Source organism: Lelliottia nimipressuralis, assembly GCF_041464075.1.
GTDB lineage: Bacteria > Pseudomonadota > Gammaproteobacteria > Enterobacterales > Enterobacteriaceae > Enterobacter > Enterobacter nimipressuralis.
On the sequence record NZ_CP167172.1, the window covers coordinates 1,476,246 to 1,495,457 of the forward strand.

Annotated in this window: 14 protein-coding genes; 9 read left to right on the forward strand and 5 right to left on the reverse strand. The window is 56.0% G+C overall.

Annotated features, from left to right (window positions below; all coding sequences use genetic code 11):
* Positions 1-118 precede the first annotated feature (118 nt).
* The 7 genes from ACB496_RS06870 (at position 119) to ACB496_RS06900 (ending at position 8,807) form a co-directional block, all read left to right on the forward strand.
* The gene (locus tag ACB496_RS06870) at positions 119-664 is read left to right on the forward strand and encodes a fimbrial protein (protein ID WP_102105191.1); all 546 of its coding nucleotides are present in this window, start codon (positions 119-121) and stop codon (positions 662-664) included.
* 87 nt (positions 665-751) lie between these two features.
* Positions 752-3,238, forward strand: a complete 2,487-nt coding sequence (locus tag ACB496_RS06875) for a fimbria/pilus outer membrane usher protein (RefSeq protein WP_371974728.1) — start codon at positions 752-754, stop codon at positions 3,236-3,238.
* 12 nt (positions 3,239-3,250) lie between these two features.
* Complete coding sequence (locus ACB496_RS06880) at positions 3,251-3,973, forward strand: molecular chaperone (RefSeq protein WP_371974729.1); 723 nt, start codon at positions 3,251-3,253, stop codon at positions 3,971-3,973.
* Between the two features lie 12 nt (positions 3,974-3,985).
* Complete coding sequence (locus ACB496_RS06885; protein ID WP_371974730.1) at positions 3,986-5,122, forward strand: fimbrial protein; 1,137 nt, start codon at positions 3,986-3,988, stop codon at positions 5,120-5,122.
* Between the two features lie 201 nt (positions 5,123-5,323).
* Positions 5,324-6,700, forward strand: a complete 1,377-nt coding sequence (locus tag ACB496_RS06890) for a glycoside hydrolase family 1 protein (protein ID WP_231276495.1) — start codon at positions 5,324-5,326, stop codon at positions 6,698-6,700.
* 51 nt (positions 6,701-6,751) lie between these two features.
* Positions 6,752-8,074 carry a PTS sugar transporter subunit IIC gene (locus tag ACB496_RS06895; protein WP_100777081.1) on the forward strand — a complete coding sequence of 441 codons (1,323 nt, stop codon included), beginning with the start codon at positions 6,752-6,754 and terminating at the stop codon, positions 8,072-8,074.
* Between the two features lie 16 nt (positions 8,075-8,090).
* Positions 8,091-8,807 carry a GntR family transcriptional regulator gene (locus ACB496_RS06900; protein ID WP_100777080.1) on the forward strand — a complete coding sequence of 239 codons (717 nt, stop codon included), beginning with the start codon at positions 8,091-8,093 and terminating at the stop codon, positions 8,805-8,807.
* 49 nt (positions 8,808-8,856) lie between these two features.
* Here the strand turns inward: ACB496_RS06900 and ldtB are convergent, their stop codons facing one another.
* A complete protein-coding gene (ldtB, locus tag ACB496_RS06905; protein ID WP_102105187.1) occupies positions 8,857-9,777 on the reverse strand; it encodes a L,D-transpeptidase in 921 nt (306 codons plus the stop codon).
* 223 nt (positions 9,778-10,000) lie between these two features.
* Between ldtB and ACB496_RS06910 the strand changes: the two genes are divergently transcribed.
* On the forward strand, positions 10,001-11,596 hold the full coding sequence (locus tag ACB496_RS06910; RefSeq protein WP_100777078.1) for an ABC-F family ATPase: 1,596 nt from the start codon (positions 10,001-10,003) through the stop codon (positions 11,594-11,596).
* 187 nt (positions 11,597-11,783) lie between these two features.
* Here ACB496_RS06910 and ACB496_RS06915 read toward each other — a convergent pair whose 3' ends face one another.
* Both ACB496_RS06915 and ACB496_RS06920 read right to left on the reverse strand, forming a co-directional pair.
* The gene (locus ACB496_RS06915; RefSeq protein ID WP_371974731.1) at positions 11,784-14,147 is read right to left on the reverse strand and encodes a TIM-barrel domain-containing protein; all 2,364 of its coding nucleotides are present in this window, start codon (positions 14,145-14,147) and stop codon (positions 11,784-11,786) included.
* Between the two features lie 17 nt (positions 14,148-14,164).
* Complete coding sequence (locus ACB496_RS06920; protein ID WP_100777076.1) at positions 14,165-15,466, reverse strand: MFS transporter; 1,302 nt, start codon at positions 15,464-15,466, stop codon at positions 14,165-14,167.
* 288 nt (positions 15,467-15,754) lie between these two features.
* Here ACB496_RS06920 and ACB496_RS06925 point away from each other — a divergent pair, with 288 nt between their 5' ends.
* Positions 15,755-16,828, forward strand: coding sequence for a LacI family DNA-binding transcriptional regulator (locus ACB496_RS06925; RefSeq protein ID WP_146003472.1), 1,074 nt, complete (start codon positions 15,755-15,757; stop codon positions 16,826-16,828).
* Here the strand turns inward: ACB496_RS06925 and ACB496_RS06930 are convergent.
* Positions 16,825-18,081 (reverse strand): DUF1479 domain-containing protein, encoded by a 1,257-nt coding sequence (locus ACB496_RS06930; RefSeq protein ID WP_371974732.1) that lies wholly within the window; start codon positions 18,079-18,081, stop codon positions 16,825-16,827. The two genes, ACB496_RS06925 and ACB496_RS06930, sit on opposite strands and share 4 nt — an antisense overlap.
* 157 nt (positions 18,082-18,238) lie before the next feature.
* Positions 18,239-19,048, reverse strand: a complete 810-nt coding sequence (locus ACB496_RS06935; protein ID WP_312069667.1) for a Cof-type HAD-IIB family hydrolase — start codon at positions 19,046-19,048, stop codon at positions 18,239-18,241.
* Positions 19,049-19,212: the final 164 nt, after the last annotated feature.

A 19,212-nucleotide genomic window follows, 5' to 3' on the forward strand; every position in this document is an offset into this window, starting at 1 on the left:
GCTCCTTCATAAGTCCTTAAGTATATCTCACTACATGGTTTAAGTTGCCAGGGATACTATTGTCATTCATTCAATTAATCTTAATTGAATATCCCTTTTACTTATTAAGTGTGGTTTTATGAAAAAGTTAAATACCTATCTTGTATCATTGTTATGCGTAGCGCCTTTATCGTCTTTTGCTGCGGATGGCGACATCACCTTCACCGGTAAAGTGACTGCATCGGCCTGTACCCTTAAGGGCTTTAACGGTATGGCGTCTACCTCTTCAGTGATGACACTGACGACCGTAAGCCCTAACTCCTTTAATGGCGCAGGGGGTTATGCAGGCATGAAGGACTTCACTATCAACCTGCAGGATTGTGATATCACCACCATGAAAAATGCCCGCGTGGCTTTCAGCGGCACGCCCGACACCCTCGATAACGAAATATTGAAGAACACCGAAACCAACGGCCCTGCTGATGGCGTGGGTGTTGCTATTTTAGAGAATGATGGTGTCTCGCTGGTTGATATTAACGGCGGTATGCCTTCTCAGTCCCAGGCATTAAGTGCGGGCGACACCGAGCTTAAATTTAAAGTGGCCTATAAAGCTAACTCGGCCACGCCGGCCGTCACCCCCGGTAATGTCAAAGCGAAAACCTTTGTCGATATTACCTATAATTAATCTCCCTGTTATTTAATTTATTTTCTGGTTAATCATTTGTGATGAAAAAGCAGGCCTCTTTTGAAAAGACATCATTCCTATTTAATAATGAAGGCTTTCATTTTAGCGTCTGCTTTAGTTTCGTCTTATTCTCAGGCAGCAGCAAACGACAGCGCCTTTGACGCTGACTTCCTGCGCAAAGATTCCCAGGAAATACCTGAGCAATTTTATCACCCGGATCAAGTGGACGCGGGGGTGAAAACCGCCGATATCGTCCTTAATGGCCATATTCTGTTTAAAACCAAAATCGAATTTATTGCCACCCGAGCGGGTGAGAGCGCCACGCCCTGTCTGACCCAGGCGCTGCTGCATCAGATGGGGCTGGATACGCATCTCGACGAACTGGCGAAAGCGGGGAATGAAACCTGCTACGACTTCCTCAAAAAATGGCCGGACGCCCGGATCACTTACGACGAGTCGATGCAGCAGCTGGTTATCAGCGCGCCGCAGGCGGCGACCAGCGTGGCCGGGCAGACCGAGATGATCGACCCGTCGCTGTGGGATAACGGGGTCAATGCCCTGCGTCTGGGCTATTCAGGCTACGTGTATCACACCGACAACCACGGCGACGATTCAGGTTCAGGCAGCAGCGACAATGCCTACCTGAGCCTGAACTCCGGCGTAAACCTCGGGAGCTGGCGTTTCTACAGCTTTGATACGTTTAACAAATCTGACCTGGGCTGGGAGCAGAACCACGACCGCGCCTACGCCGAGCGGGATATTGCGGCGCTGGTCTCACGCTTTACCGCCGGGGACGTGTATGCCAGCACCTCCAGCGACGTGCTGGGGATTTTACCCCTGCGCGGTGTGACGCTGGAGACCAACGCCCAGATGCTGCCGTCGGACACCTTTAACTACTCGCCGGTGATCCGCGGCGTGGCGCGCAGTAACGCCCGCATCGTTATCCGCCAGCGCGGCAACATTATCTACAGTGAAACCGTCGCCCCCGGCAGCTTCGCCATTAAAGATTTGAACAATGGCCAGATTGGTGCGGACCTGGACGTCACGGTGGAGGAGAGCGACGGCAGCAAACAGCAGTTCACGGTGCCGTACACCGCGCTGCCGAACATGCTGCGCCCCGGCACCTGGCGCTACAGCCTGAGCGCGGGCCGCTACCGCGATGACGGGCTTTCTTATCAGCCCCTCGTGGCGCAGGGCAGCCTGCAGTATGGCTGGGACCGGTTCACGCTGAGCGATTTGATTGTGGCGGGGGAAGGGTACCAGTCCATGGCCCTGAGCAGTGCGGTCAACCTCGGCGTGCTGGGCAGCGTGTCGCTCGACTGGGCGCTGGAGCGTCACCAGACGGCAACTGACAGCGACAGCACCGGTGACGAAGACATCAGCGACAACGGCCGCGCGCTGCGCCTGCTGTACGCCCGGCGTTTTGACAGCACCGACACCTCGTTGCAGGTGATGGGATTTCGCTACCAGAGCAAAGATTTTATGGATTTCCCGGACTATGCCAGCTGGCGCTGGGGCGACAGCGACAGCCGCAGTCACCGCAAAAACGAAGTGCAGGCCACCCTTAACCAGGGGATGGGCGATTTCGGCAACGGCTATCTGACCCTGCAACAGGACAGCTACTACGACTCGGATGCGCGCGACACCTCCCTGACGCTGGGCTACAGCTTCATGATTAAATTTGTGAACGTCAGTCTGAACTACAGCTATCAGAAAAATTCCGGTGCGGGTGACGATAGTGATGATGACCGCCAGTTCTCGCTGAACTTATCGATACCGCTCGATGCGGGCGACCGCAACAGCCGCACCCTGTCCGTGAGCAGCAACAGCAGCAATCATGACAGCGGCTCGCAGATGGTGACGGTGTCCGGAACGGAGCTGGACAATGCCCTGAGCTATTCCGTGTCGGCCCAGCATGACAGCAGCGGGTATTCGCCCGCCGCGTCGATGGCGTATCGCAACAGCATGGTCAACATGAACGTCAGCGCCAGCACCAGCCGGGGCAGCAGCCAGTACTCGGCAGGCGCCTCCGGCGGCGTGGTCGCCTACGGTGACGGCGTCGTGCTCTCGCAGCAGCTGGGGGACACCATCGCGATTATCGAAACGCCGGGCGCTAAGGACATCAGCGTGGAAGGCCAGCCGGGGGTCTCGACCAACCGCTGGGGCCGTGCCGTGGTGCCGTCGGTGTCGGCCTATCGTGATAACCCGCTGTCGCTCGACACGCGTCACGCCGCCGACAACGTCGAGCTGATTGATGCCGGGCAGAACGTCATTCCTACCCACGGCGCCGTGGTTGTGCGCCGTTTTCAGACCAAAGTAGGACGCCGTGCGATCGTGATGTTATCACTCCCGGACGGCAAACCCGCCCCGTTTGGCGCCAGTGCGTGGCAGGAGAAGGAGCAGGTCGGCATGGTGGCCGATAACGGACTGTTGTACCTCAACGGCATTCTGGCCGACGGGAGCGCAACGCTGCATGTGGATCTGGGCAATCACGCTCAGTGCCAGTTCACCTTACCGGATGCCGGCGGCCCTTCTGAGCCCTGGTATCAGCAAATTAATGCGGTTTGCCGCTAAGCAGAGAACATCATGAAACTCACTAAACTTGCCGTTCCCGCTCTGATGAGCCTCCTGTTACTGACAAATGTCGCCTCCGCGGCGGTGCGCCCGGCGCTGACCCGCGTGGTGGCCCTGGAAAGTGATAAAGAAACCTCCATCAAATTACTCAACGACGACACCACCCAGGACTACCTGGTCCAGTCGTGGGTGGAAGACCTCAAAGGCAGCGATAAAAACCTGCCGCTCATCCTCACGCCGCCGCTGTTTAAAATCGGGGCCGGGCGCGAGGGCAAGCTGCGTATGGTTATCCTGCCGGGCCGCATTCCGCAGGACCGGGAGTCGGTGTACTGGCTGTGGATCCAGGAAGTGCCGCCGGTCAGCAAAGTGAAAGGCAACCAGCTGCAGGTGGCGGTGCGCACGCGTCTGAAAATCTTCCTGCGCCCGACAACGCTCTCCGAAAAACCGGCTGAGACGGTCAGTAAACTGCAGTGGCAGGTGAGCCACGACGGCGGCAAAGCCTGGCTGGTAGTGAAAAACCCGACGCAGTATTACGCCAGCTTCTCTGAGCTTTCGGTCACGACTGGCGGCAGCGCGCAGCCGGTGGCGGATAAAAGGAGCATGGTACCGGCCAAAGGGGAAATGCGTTACGCACTCCCGGCAGGCGTGAGCGGTAAAGCGGGCACGCTGAATTATTCGCTGATGAATGATTTCGGGGGGGAATCCCCGGTTCAGCATCAGTCCCTGACATTCTGACGGACACTGATTATGAAACTCTGGTGTGCCCTGCTGTTGTGTCTGCTGCCTGCCTTCAGTTGGGCAGGGGCGTTGCACTGTGATATTGACACCGGGGGGGCGCTGCCGTTCGCCCCCTTTACCCGGGAAAACCCCATTGCGGTGGACGAAGAAACACCTGACTATACCGTCGTGCTGTCGCTGGACTACGCGCAGTTTCTGCCCAACATGCGCCTGTCCTGTACCTCGGACGGTCAGGACATCAATGCCCCGGCGAATTTCGACGGCAACATCACCCTCAGCCTCAGTACGGTGAATGATAAGGCGCTGGACTGGACGGGGGAGGCGCAGACCACCAACAACGGCATCAAAATGAAGATGTACATCAAGGCGGTGTCGCTGAGCGAAGAGACCCCGCCGGACAGCTATCCGTCCGCCCGCATGGTGCTGGGGAAACGCCTCGGCGTGGAATACCCGATCATTAACGGGAAAGATGACTCGACGCTGGTGCAGTTTGGAGCCCAGTACAACGCCGGCAAAACGCAGTACAAATATGATAACAAATACAATTTCGCCATCGAATCGATGCGCGTGGAGCTGATTAAACTGGGCTGGGTGGATTACCGCTCAGAAGCGGTCATTCCGCCGGGGGCGCACCTCACGTTCTCCATCGATGGCCTGGGCGGAACCTCAAGCGTGGATGTGCCGCTCGGGTCGGGCGTGTATATGGCAGCGCCGTCGTGCTCGCTGGATAACAAACATCAGACCGTGGACCTGGGAGATTTCCGTAAAAGCAGCAGCGGTTCATTCCCGCGTGAAGGGAAGATGACCCGTTTTGGTATGGATTTTACCTGCAGCAGCTACACCAACAATGTCGAGTTTACCTTCGATGAACCCTACACCGTCCTTGCCGGACGAGACACGATCTCGGCAGTCAGCGTGCAAAATGGTCAAAAGCTAAAAGGCCTCGAGGTGGGACTCTATAACAGTGAAGGGAAAGTGGTGCGAATGGGCGTGAAGCAGAATATCGGAGTGGGGCAGAAAGGGAAAAATACGGCGTTTTTCCAGGCGGCGGCCATACAGACAGCCCCCGAGATAACCGACGCAAATGACAATACCTTTTCCGGGGATTTTACGGCAAAAGCGAATGTGACGATCACGTATTACTAGGGCAAGGGTTAGCGTTCATCACTTTCAACAATGATCGAATCCGAGAGAACCCTGGGCTGTTTTGAGAGAAACAGCAGGGCTTTCCGGTTTCTTTATTTCTATCCCGCTCACAAAAAACGATCCTTCTGTTTGCTTGATTTTTCATCTTTGCCTATATGACTAGTCATGAAATTTAAATGACTAGTCATATAGGGAGAGACCATGAAGCAATCACTGCCAGCTAACTTTTTATGGGGTAACTCGGTTTCCAGTATGCAGACCGAGGGGGCGTGGAACGAGGGCGGAAAGGGGATGTCGGTGTATGACATTCGCGAAGCCGGGGAAAATGCCTCTGACTGGAAAGTCGCCACCGATTCGTATCATCGCTATCAGGAAGATTTCGACCTGATGCAGGATCTGGGCATGAACTGCTACCGCTTCCAGATCTCCTGGAGCCGTGTCTGCCCGCAGGGTGACGGCGATTTCAACGAAGAGGGCATCGCGTTTTACGATCGCTTTATCAACGATCTCATCGCGCGCGGCATTGAGCCGATGGTCTGCCTGTACCACTTCGACATGCCGCTGGCCCTGGCGCAGGAGTACAACGGGTTTAACGATCGCCGGGTGCTGGACGCGTTTGTGCGCTACGGCAAAAAGATGATCGACTGCTACGGCGACCGGGTGAAGTACTGGTTGACCTTTAACGAGCAGAACATTTTCCATATGCCGGAAGCGTTCAGAGTCTCAGGCTATATGAAGGGCGAGCAAACCCTGCGCGAACTCTACGAAATCCAGCATCATACGATGGTGGCGCACATGGCGCTGACGGAGTATCTGCACCAGGCCAAACCGGGGCAGTTGATGGGCGGCATGCTGGCGCATCAGCTGATCTATCCGGCCACCTGCAAACCGCGCGATATTTTCTGCGCTCAGCAGTACGACGAATTCCTCAACCAGAATCTGCTGCGCGTCTTTGCCGGTCAGGGCTACAGCCCGGCGGTGATGGCAGTGGTTGAACAGCAAGGATTTGGGGATATCTATCGTGAGGACGATTTGGCCCTGCTGGCGCGAACCAAAAACGACTACATGGCGTTTAGTTACTACGCAAGTAAAACCCTCGACAGCGACCCGATTCCGGAAGGCACGCCGGTGAACTACTACCTGGCCCACGGCGAGAAGAACAATCCGTTCCTGAAAGCCACCGAATGGAACTGGCAAATCGATCCGCTCGGTTTTCGCACCATTATCACCCGCTATTACAACGACTGGCGTCTGCCGGTCTTCCCGATTGAAAACGGCATCGGGGTGATTGAGTCCTGGGACGGGGTGAATCCGATAGAAGATGATTACCGCATCGATTATCACCGCAAGCATTTCGAGGCGATGAAAGCGGCGATCTTTGAAGACGGCGCGCAGGTGATAGGCTACCTCGGCTGGGGGTTGATCGACATTCTCAGCTCGCAGGGCGATATGCGTAAACGCTACGGCGTGGTGTACGTCAACCGTGAAAACCACGATCTCAAGGATCTGAAACGCGTGCCGAAAAAGAGCTACGCGTGGTTAAAACAGGCTATTCATAGCAACGGAAGCGAGCTGTAAGCCTTACGCTGCCGGACCGGTTTTTGTGACTGATTGATGGGAATATCCGCTATGTCTGATACAAAAATTACACCTGCGATGCAGTCGTTTGTCGACAGATTTGTTGAGTTCTCCGCGCGCCTGGCAAACCAGGTGCACTTACGTTCCTTGCGCGACGCCTTCGCCACGGTAATGCCGATCTTTATCCTTGCCGGTCTCGCGGTGCTGGTGAATAACGTGGTGTTTCCGTGGGTGTTCGAAGGGGAAACGCTCGCCCACTTTAAGGTGTGGGGTGAGGCGATTATTAACGGCACGCTGAACATCGCGGCGCTGTTACTCGCCCCGATGATTGCCTGGTCGCTGGCGCGCAACAAAGATTTCGACAACCCGGTTTCGGCAGTGGTTATCGCCGTAAGCAGTTTTATCATTATGATGCCGATGCAGCTCCAGCTGGTGCCCGTCGGCAGTCAGGCGCCGGTGAATGTCACCCAGGTGCTGACGTTCAGCAATATCGGCTCAACGGGCATATTTGCCGGGGTGCTGATTGGTCTGATTTCAACGGAAGTGTTTATTGCGATTTCGCGCCTGAAAGTGTTGCACATTTCGCTGGGCGAGAACGTCCCGCCTGCGGTGAGCAAATCCTTTACCGCGCTGATCCCGACGATCATCACGCTTTCCCTGTTCGCCATTCTGGCGGCGCTACTGGCGAACGTGCTGCATACGGATCTGATTCACCTGATCACCCATTTTATCCAGCAGCCTCTCAGACTCATTAATACCAGTTTGCCCGGCACAATTTTTATCTACAGCTTCGGTAATTTCCTGTTTACGCTGGGTATTCACCAGTCGGTAGTGAACAGCGTGATTCTGGAACCGTTCCTGTTAATCAACACCAATGAGAACATGCTGGCCTTCGCCAACGGGCAGCCGATTCCGCATATCATCAATAACATTTTTGTCCCGACGTTCGGGATGATTGGCGGGACGGGCAGCACCATCTCGCTGCTGATCGCCATCTTTATCTTCTCACGGCAAAAATCGGCCAAACAGGTGGCGCGGCTGTCGCTGGCTCCGGGGCTGTTTAACATCAACGAACCGGTGATTTTCGGCCTGCCGATTGTCTTTAATCTGCCGCTGATGATTCCGTTTGTACTGCTGCCGGCGATAGGGATTTACTTTGCCTGGCTGTGTACCACGCTCGGCCTGATGTCGCGCTGTGTAGTCATGATCCCCTGGACCACGCCGCCCATACTCAGCGCCTGGCTGGCGACGGCGGGGGACTGGCGGGCGGTGGTGGTTCAGTTGGCAATCATTGTATTTGGTGTATTCTTCTACCTGCCTTTCCTCAAGATTGCTGAGAGGGTGGCATTGAAAAACAGTGCGATAGCGGATTAATCATAAGGAAAAGGCGATGGCGGCGAAGTACATCACCATAGCGCGGGAAATTAAGAAACGCATTATTAGCCAGCAGTATGCCGCCAATGAACCGCTGCCGGACCAGTTTGCGCTGGCGGCGGAGTTCAGCACCAGCCGGATGACCATTCAGCAGGCGATGCGCCAGCTGATTGTGGAAGGGCTGGTCTATACGCGACAGGGGCAGGGGACGTTCATTCGTAAAAACTTCCTGCAGCTTTCCCAGTGGGATCTCTCCGGCAGCGACTATTTCGGCGCCACCAAAACCTGGGAACATCTGGGCACGGTGAGCAGCAAAGTGGTCCATTTCGAACTGCGCTTTCCGAACGAGAAAGAGCAGTCCTCCCTGATGATAAACGCCGATACGCCGATCTATGATTTTATTCGCCTGCGCAGCCTCAACGGTGAGCCGATGTCGCTCGATTCCACCGTCATGCCGCTGAATCTGGTGCCGGGGCTGAATAAAACCCATCTTGAAAGCTCGGTGTTCCAGTACGTGCAGGAGACGCTGGGGCTGAAAATTATGGGGTCATATCGGGTGGTGCGGGCGCTAAAACCGAACGCGCTGGATATGCAGCATCTGATCTGCGAGCAAACCGACCCGGTGCTGGAGGTGGAGCAGGTGATCTATCTGGAGGATGGCACGCCGCTGGAATACGCCCATTGCCACTATCGATACGATCACGGTGGAATCGTCATCGTGAATAACGGGTAATAAAAAAGCGGGCTAAGCAGCCCGCTTTTTTTGTTTGAAGCTGAGTCAATCAGTTCAGACGTACCGGCATACCGGAACGGTTCTGTACCGCCTGATCCACAACGGTGGATTCAACGTCGGCCTGGCTGGTGACAGCCTGCACGTTGCTCTTCAGGGTAATCGGCACGATCTCGTTGTTGTTAATCTGATCTTCGCTGGTAGACAGCGGGTTGTGCACTTCGATATAGCGGCTGCCATCTGGCTCAGAGGTCGCTTTTACCGGTTCATTGATGAACTGAACGCGGGTACCGACCGGCACATTCTCGAACAGGAACTTGATATCGTCGTTACGCAGACGCACACAGCCGTGGCTCACGCGCAGGCCGATACCGAAGTTGGCGTTGGTGCCGTGGATCGCATACAGACGACCAATGTACAGCGCGTACAGACCCATCGGGTTGTCCGGGCCGGCAGGAACAACGGCTGGCAGCGGCTCACCGGCAGCGATGTACTCGGCGTGCATCTTGGCGGTTGGCGTCCAGGTCGGGCCTGCTTTCTTACGTTCTACTTTGGTGGTCCAGTTCAGCGGGGTGTCTTTGCCCAGCTGACCGATACCAATCGGCAGAACGATCACGGTATTGGTGCCTTTCGGGTAGTAATACAGACGCATTTCAGCGCTGTTGATCACGATACCTTCGTGGACGGTGTCCGGCAGGATCAGCTGCTGAGGAATGTTCAGCACGGTACCGGCTTTCGGCAGATACGGGTCAACGCCCGGGTTTGCTTCGAGCATGTTGGACAGGCCCAGCTGGTATTCAGCGGCGTAATATTCCAGCGGCTGGGAGTTGCCTTCCGGAACAATAACCACCTGGTTTTGACCCACCAGACGGCTACCGTCTGTCGGCAGCGGATAAGTCACCGCAGAAGCGGTATTGCAAAAACCTACTACGGCTAACGCCGCCGCAAAAAGCGTTGATAATTTCATATTCATGTTATGCGAGGTATCTTTGCCACTCTGGCGATTAGTTGATGAGTCTGAATCATTGATGGGAGCGCATTATATGTGCATTCCCTCGCGCATGGAATTCAGATGTGTACGAAATCACATTTTTTTCGATTTTGTTAAAGTTTAGTGGTTGGTTGCAACACGGGATTTCAATTCGGAATTGTGGCATAATGCCGTGTTTATCACACTTTTTCGCAGGAATCTCCCCGTGTTAGTTACCAGCAACGTCACTATGCAGTTTGGCAGTAAGCCGCTGTTCGAAAACATTTCCGTCAAATTTGGCGGCGGCAACCGTTACGGCCTGATTGGTGCCAACGGTAGCGGAAAATCCACCTACATGAAAATCCTCGGCGGCGATTTAGAGCCGACGCTCGGCAACGTGTCGCTCGATCCGAACGAGCGTATCGGTAAGCTGCGTCAGGACCAGTTCGCCTTCGAAGAGTTTACTGTGCTCGACACCGTGATCATGGGACACGGGGAACTGTGGGAAGTGAAGCAAGAGCGCGACCGCATCTACGGTCTGGCTGAAATGAGCGAAGAAGACGGCTATAAAGTGGCCGATCTCGAAGTGCTTTACGGCGAAATGGACGGTTACTCTGCCGAATCCCGTGCCGGTGAGCTGCTGCTCGGCGTCGGTATTCCGGTTGAGCAACACTACGGCCTGATGAGCGAAGTCGCACCGGGCTGGAAACTGCGTGTGCTTCTGGCGCAGGCGCTGTTCTCAAACCCGGACATTCTGCTGCTCGATGAACCGACGAACAACCTGGACATCGACACCATCCGCTGGCTGGAGCAGACGCTGAACGACCGCGACAGCACCATGATCATCATCTCGCACGACCGTCACTTCCTGAACATGGTCTGCACCCACATGGCCGATCTGGACTACGGCGAGCTGCGCGTTTATCCGGGCAACTACGACGAGTACATGACGGCTGCCACCCAGGCGCGTGAGCGTCTGCTGTCTGACAACGCCAAGAAAAAAGCGCAGATTGCTGACCTGCAATCCTTCGTCAGCCGCTTCAGTGCTAACGCCTCTAAATCCCGTCAGGCGACGTCTCGTGCGCGTCAGATTGATAAAATTAAGCTGGACGAAGTGAAAGCCTCCAGCCGTCAGAACCCGTTCATTCGCTTCGAGCAGGACAAGAAACTGTTCCGTAACGCGCTGGAAGTGGAAGCGCTGGCGAAAGGGTTTGATAACGGTCCACTGTTCAAAAACTTCAATCTGCTGCTGGAAGTGGGCGAGAAGATTGCGGTACTGGGCGCGAACGGCGTGGGTAAATCAACCCTGCTGAAAACCCTGGTGGGTGAACTGGCACCGGACAACGGTACCGTGAAATGGTCTGAAAACGCCCAGCTCGGTTACTACGCGCAGGACCACGAATTTGAATTCGAAAACGATCTGACGGTCTTCGACTGGATGAGCCAGTGGAAGCAGGAAGGCGACGACGAGCAGGCCGTGCGCGGCATTCTGGGCCGTCTGCTTTTCAGCCAGGACGACATCAAAAAGCCTGCCAAAGTGCTCTCCGGTGGTGAAAAAGGGCGCATGCTGTTCGGTAAGCTGATGATGGAAAAACCTAATATCCTGATAATGGACGAACCGACTAACCACCTGGACATGGAATCTATCGAATCCCTGAACATGGCGCTGGAAATGTATCAGGGCACCCTGATCTTCGTCTCCCACGACCGTGAGTTCGTAAGCTCCCTGGCGACCCGCGTGATTGAAATCACACCGGAACGCATCGTGGACTTCACCGGTAATTATGAAGATTACTTGCGCAGCAAAGGCATCGAAGGCTAATTTCCCGTCGTCTTTCACGCTGCAGATGCGTTGGCTTCACCTGTTCACCCCGGTCACTTACTTATGTAAGCTCCCGGGGATTCACCGGTTTGCCGCCTTCCTGCAGCGCGAAATACTTAGGAAAAGGCGCCATGCCTTTATCCCCTCTCCCAGTGGGAGAGGGTTAGGGTGAGGGCATCAGGCCGCACTACACCACCCACTCACCTCCTTCAACCCCGTTCACCCGCAGCGTACGTTTTTCCCCTGCAGGCAGCGACACCTTCAGCGCGTTCCACGCCGGACGATAATCGCCGCGTGCTGCGACCTTCAGATTGATTGTGGTGCCATCGCACACCATCTCCCACTCCAGCCACAGCGCATTTCCTTTCTGATAGCCCCAGCTCTCGCCATCGTCCTCAAACAGCTGGCCCGACGTTGTGCCCACGCCCTTCACAGGAAACAGTTTCAGCTCGCGGGTATCATCTTTCCCGGCGCTCACATGGGTAATGCGTTCGCTGAGCGGCAGACCGGCCCCTGCGCGTACCAGCAGCGGCAGTTTTTCCAGCGGTGCATCGCGGACGATCCACTGGCCGCCGGAGAACCACTCATGGGTGTAAAAATCGTACCAGCCTGTTTCGTTGTCCGGCAGCCAGAGGCGGCGCTCGCGCTGGCCTTGTTCAACGACGCTGGCAACCAGCAGATCGCGCCCGAGCAGGAAATCGTCACACTCTTCGAATGTCTGGGCATCATGCTCGTGATCGAGGAAAGTCGGACGCAGCATCGGCTCGTCATCAGCATGGGCCTGCCACAGCAGAGTATAAAGATACGGCAGCAGACGATAGCGCAGCTCAATTGCGCCGCGGATCGCAGGCGTTACGCCCGGATACATCCACGGCTCATTCACCGTGTGATCGTCATTCCACGAGTGAATGGTGAAGCGCGGGTGCATTACGCCGTTCTGAACCCAGCGCACAAACAGCTCCGCGTCCGGCTTATCGCCGGAGAAACCGCCGACATCGTGGCCGACGTTGAACAGCCCGGAGAGGCTCATCCCCAGCCCCATGCGGGTGTTATAGCGCAGGGTGTCCCAGTTGGTACGGTTATCGCCGCTCCAGGTCTGGACGTAGCGCTGCATCCCGGCGCAGCCTGAGCGGGAGATCAGGTACGGACGTTTATCCGGCGCAAAGCGCTGCTGGGCTTCCATCGAGGCGCGCATCATCAGCAGCGGCATCACCGGGCGAATATGCTTGATAGCAATCTCCTGGCCAAAACCGTGGCAGCGCGCCTCGCCGTCCCAGACTTCAAACTCGTTGTTGTCGTTCCAGGTGGAGTCGATACCCATTTCCAGCAGCTGCGTGGTCACGCCTTCCTGCCACCATTTGATGGTCTGCGGATGGGTGAAATCGAGGTGAGAACCCTCGTCATCCCAGAAGCTTGAACGTTCCGGTGCATCGGTTTCTGAATCACGGATAAACAACCCGCGCTCCGCCACTTCGTTATAGCGCGGGTGGTCCTGAAGCAGGCACGGTTTGATGTTTGCCGCGAGTTTCAGCCCCGCGTCGTGGAATGCCTGGCTCATCACCTTCGGCTGCGGCACTTTGTCATAGTTCCAGTTGAAGACGTAGCGCTTGCCGTTGATGGAGGTATAGCCGGACGAAAGCTGGAACGAATCGCACGGAATCGCATGCTCCTCACACAGACGAATAAAGTTCATCAGCTGGTTTTGCGCGTCCGGTGCGTCGGTGTAGTGCATGGTCGAACCGCTGTAGCCGAGGCTCCATTTCGGGCCGAACAGCGTTTTCCCGGTCAGCCGGACAAAGGCTTTGGTGACGTCCAGTACGCGTTTACCGGTGAAGATGTAGTAATCGATATCGCCCGCTTCCGCCTGCCAGCGGCGATATGCCGTGTGGTAGTTGTCGATTTCGTTACCTAGATCCAGCCAGCAACTGCTCAGGTTGTCGTAAAACAGACCGTAGCTCACGTTGTCGCGGCGGGTGATAGTGAACGGAATATGCTTGTACAGCGGGTCGGTGCTGACGGCGTTATAGCCCATCGCGTCGAGGTTACGCATCTCGTAGCGTTTGCCGTTGCGCTGCAAATCACCCGCTTTTTCGCCCAGACCGTAAAAACGCTCGTCCTTGCGGCGGCTCAGATAGTGCGCCGCGCCGTCGCCGTGGGCGTTCAGCAGGTACGCGCTGGTCGGTCGGTCGTGCGCCAGCTCCAGCCATTCACCGGCCTCATTGCGGTAGTGCCACTCCAGCCACAGAGGCTGGTGGGCGGTGACGCGCAGGTGTTCAGTCGCGACGACAAGCGTGTCGTCTTGCTGCGTGAGCGTCCACGTCGGGCAGCTAAATCCGCTGAGATCGTCGCGCTGGCGACCCTCCCACGGCACGTCCTGAGCGGGCGCGATACTCCAGGTTTTATCCAGCGACAGCTCGCCTTTGCGTTTGATCAGCACGCGGAACAGATTCTCTTCCAGCACATACAGACACAGACGGTGCTGATTATCGACGAGCAGTTCCAGATGGTTCGCGGACTGTTCAAGAAGGGTCCAGTTTTTCAGGGTTTTCATATGCAATACATCCACTATCAGGCGCGCTTGGCGCGACGTTCAGCAATAAATGCTACCAGGAAAAATGCGCCAATCAGGTCAAAGAAGCCCATGGCAATGAAGAGCGGGTTGAAGCCGATTTTGTCGGCGGTGACACCAATTAACAGAGAGAACAAGAAGCTTGCGATCCACGCCGCCGAGCCGCGCATGCCGTTGACGGTGGCCATCTGGCCTTTGTCGAACGACTCCACCACCAGGGCGCTTAACATGCAGGAGATAATCTGGTGGCCGAAACCGCCAATCGAAATCAGTACGATGGTGACGTACGGGTCGCGAGTGATCGCCACGGCGGCCAGGGAGATCATCAGGAAGGCACCGGTGACGGAGCTGGCAACGACCGAGTTCACACGAGTGCAGCCGAACCAGCGGGTATACAGGCGGGTGAGGTAGCCGCTGGCCACGCTGCCCAGATCGGCGGCCAGGAACGGCAGCCAGGCGAACATCGCAATCTGTTTCAGATCCATACCGTGCTCTTTCGCCAGATACAGCGGTACCCAGAAGCTCAGCACAGCCCAAGCCGGTTCTGCCATAAAGGCCGGAATGGCGATGCCGTAAAAACGTTTGTTTTTGGAGACGGTTTTCAGCGCCGTCAGGAACGGCATCTTCACGGCAGGCGGTTCGTTATCCTGCTTGATAAACGCCAGCTCGTCTTTGCCCAGATTCGGGTGCTGTTCCGGGTTATGGTAGAACGCCCACCACAGAATCACCCACAGCAGCGCCAGTACGCCGGTAAACATAAATGCACCCTGCCAGCCAAAAGAGGCATGGGCAAAGTAGATGATAGGCGGAGCCAGCATCGCGCCGATAGAGAAGCCAACGCCAGCCCAACCGGCGGCCACCGGACGCTCTGATTTCGGGAACCATTCGCCGATAGTCTTGGCGTTCGCCGGTGTGGCGGCCGCTTCGGACGCACCCATAAAGAAGCGCAGCACTGCCAGATGCAGCCAGCTGCTGGCACCGGCGTGGAAAATACACATCAGCGCCCAAATCCCGGCGCACACCATAAAGCCAATCTTCAGGCCAATCACGTCGATCAGCCAGCCGCACAGAGGCTGGAAGAGGGTGTAGGCAATCTGGAAAGCACCCACGATCCACGAGTACTGCTCGGTGGTGATCCCCATGCTCTCTTTCAGCTCCGGCGCGAGGATGCCTAACGAGTTACGGGTGATGTAGTTAACGGTGACGCCCAGTAAAAACAGCACCAGCACGTACCAGCGCAGATTCTTGATGACGCGGCGGGCTTTGCTTGCCACGACAGGGGTATTGATGTCCTGACTCATTTTTCTCTCCACAAGACGGACGGTAGGGGGATGAACGTATCGGGTGTCACACCGGTTTTATGCCTTTGATCGTTATCAGTTTTATGACTTCAAGTTGCTATACAACTAGTATGGAAGTGGTGTGACAAGTTCACCTTAAGGGAGAAAATGAGCGGGAAATAGCGGATTTTGTGCAAGCTTTCTCATAACTGCGCAGCTTATTTTGGCATGATGCCTTTTAAGCCTGCTGTAACCGCAATCTCACGCTATGAAAATTTTTTCATTTGGCAAATGGAGCGAGATCACAAAATGGATAAAAGACTCAAAATCGCGGAAATTGCCGCCCGTACCCAGCTCTCAATTAGCACTGTTTCCCGCGTGCTGGCGGGGAAGTCCAATACCAGCGAAAAAGCACGCACTAAAGTGCTGGCCTGCGCGCGGGAGCTGGGGGTGATGGACGGCATGGCGGCCGGGCGACTGCTGCTTAACAGTCTGGTGGTCTTTGCTCCGCAGCGCGCGTTTGACGAGCGGTCCGACATCTTTTACTACCGCGTGATCCAGAGCGTGAGCAAAGGGCTGGCATCACATGAGGTTAGGCTCCGCTACTGCGCGCTGGAGGAGAATGACAGCGACGCGCAGCTTTTCCTGGCGCGTATGAATGAAGCGGATACCCAGGCGGCGATCTTGCTCGGTATCGACGATCCGCATATTCACGATCTGGCCGTCGATATCGGCAAGCCTTGCATGCTGATTAACTGCCGCGATCAGCGGATGCGGTTGCCCGCCGTGGCTCCCGATCATCGCGCCATTGGCGAGCGCGCGGCGGAGTATCTGTTCGAGATGGGGCACCGGGAAGTGATGAACGTCCTGTGCCTGCGGCGCTACACCATGGAGCTGCGCCTGGCGGGGATCCGCGACGGATGGCAGGGGCATAATCTGAAATTCAATGACAAACGCGATCTGCTGGTGGTCCCGAGTTTCAGTGCCAAAGAGACCGAGCAGCAGGTGAGCGAGTGGCTAAGTCAGATGCCGGAAAAAGCGCTGCCTACCGCTTTTTTGGTCGGCGGAGATTTTATGGCGGAGGGCACCATTCGCGCGCTGCAGAAGCACGGCCTGCGCGTCCCGCAGGATGTGTCGGTGATGAGTATCGACGGTTTTAATCTGGCCGCGATTCAGGATGTGCCCTTAACGGCGGTGCATGTCCCGCGCGACGAGCTGGGAACCGAAGCGGTGCATATGCTCCAGCAGAGGCTGATGCGCCCGGATGCGCCGGTTGGAACCTTATTACTGAACGGCACGCTGGCGGTGCGGGAGTCGGTACGGCGGATACGTCAGGGGAAAAGACGCACCGCCGTGGAGCGGGAAGGGCTGTACGACGCTTAGGCCATGCCGAGGGCGCGTTTACCGTGGATGTTGAGATCGTTCAGGGTAAAGCGGTCCTGCCAGTTTTTTTCGTAATCTTCGCGCGGGAAATCGCCCGGAGAAGCGCCGGTTTCCAGTGCCGCTTTCACCTTCTTCGCATAGGCGAGGTTTTTCTCGCACATCGGCGCGGCAGGAATGTACATCACGTTACCCCAGCCCTGCTGATTATCTACCGGTGCGACCGAGTGGATCACATCGCAGTGCCACCACACGGAATCCCCCGCGTCCAGTGCCGGAATGCTGGTTAACGCGTCGATGAGCAGCGGATGCCACTTCTCGGAAATCGGCAGAACACGACCCGGCGCGACGCCGCAGAGTTCGTCTTCCGGCACATCATCCAGCAGCGGACGCAGCAGAATGTAGGCCATCGCTTCCGGGATCGGCACCACGTGCAGCAGACCCTGATTCGGGATCATATCCGACAGGGCAGTCCAGCCCTGGAACGTACGGAACACCGAGCATTTGGTGGTGTTATCCACGGTGTACTCTTCCACTTCGGTACGGTGCGCCGCATTCCACGGATCGTACTGATCGACATTGCCGTCAAACACGCGGGCAAACACCTGCTGATAGGCCGGCAGCAGCCAGCGTTCCAGCGCACCGGAATCCGTATGCGCTCCAAGCCCTTTAGAGGTGGTTCCCGGTGGGCGACGGCGAATACGATCCGGGTAGATCACGCTGACGTCCGGGTTAAACCACTGCTTGCCGTTGCTCTCAAAAGTCCATAAACGGTTCAGGAACGATTGTACCTGCGCCATCTCTTCACTCTGACGCGCCTGCATCTGCGCCTGCGACCAGTAGATCGGGAAAATTTCCGGACGTGACGCGGTTAAGGTGCCGAAGAAGTTATCACCAGGCCCTTTGTACACGTCGTCAAACTGGTTGAGATCGAGATAGTCGAGCATCGCGTTATCCCACGCCAGCGCCTGCTCGCGCGGGAAGTGACCTTTGATCACCGCACAGCCGCGGCGTTTTACCGCTTCACGTTGGGCCGTGGTAATCGTTCCGTTCTTTACGTCCTCGAACGGAATCACAGGCCAGACGGTTTCACCGTTATTCTTCATGGCGTTAATTTCCGCCACGCGTGTCGCAATCTTATCGCTGAGCTGGTCAAAAACGGCCTGAACGTCGCCGATCTGAGCACGTAATTCGCGTTTTAACTGGCGAATGGCGGCTTTGTGGTCCGCAGGCAAAATTTCACTGGAGAAGGTCATAACTGCCTCGCTATCTTTCATTCGAAAGTAAAAGTATCTACAAGTGATACTTTAAGTTAAAAATAAGTTAATGCAAGTTTAAAAACTTGACGGGCAGCACAGGATGAAAAAAGAGTGAGGTGCCGGAGCGTCGCCCCGGCAGGGGAGGAATCAGAGGTTAAAACGGAGCGGTTTTGTCGAGTACGGCCTGAATAACGTTCAGCGCGCCCTGGTGGTTATTGTCATCGGTGCTGAAGGTGCTGATCGTTTTGATGCTTTCCGCCGCGTTGCCCATGGCGAATGAGTATCTCACCAGCTTCAGCATTTCCGCGTCGTTGCCGCTGTCGCCAATGGCCACACACTCCTGCGGAGAGACCGACCAGCGTTTCAGCAGGCGGCTAATCCCGTTCGCTTTGTGCAGGCCGGGAATGATCAAATCGACGAAGCCAAAGCCGCTGGTGACTGGTTTCATGATGCCATCTAAAGAGACGTGCAGTTTGTCGATAAGACCAGGGATGTCGCTGTCCGGCAGGTTCAGGGAGAACTTGAACAGCACGTCGTCGATCTCATGATAATCGCTGATGCGCTGTAAGCGGTGGTAGTGTTTTGACATCAGCGCGACAAATTCGTCCGGCGCGTGTTGGCTGACGTAGGCGCTCTCCAGCCCGCAGGCGACGAAGTTAAGCTGTTTGTCTTTCAGTAATTCGCCAATCACGATTTGCGATTCGTGACGCGTCAGTTCGCCGTGGAAAATCTGCTCGCCATGATCGAAGACCAGCGCGCCGTTTTCCGCCACGAAGGAGATCTGTTCTTTCAGTTCCGGAAAGAAGGAGATGAGCTGGTAATACTGGTTTCCGCTGGCGACCACGAACTCGATGTCACGGGCCTGAAGCTGCTGAAATTGCGCCATAAAGCGGTCACGATCGTACTGCTTGGCATCATCAAGGAAAGTTCCGTCCATATCGGTGACGATAACTTTTACGGTCATACATTGCTCTCCAGAATATTACTGCGACCAGCAACATTCTAATAACAATGTGACCCGAACCACAAATTTATTTCGAATGAAAGTAAACGCAAAACAGCAACCCTTGGGTTGCTGTTGTTAGTGTGCTCAGTCTCTCCCGCGTGGGAGAGGGGTTGCGGGTGGAA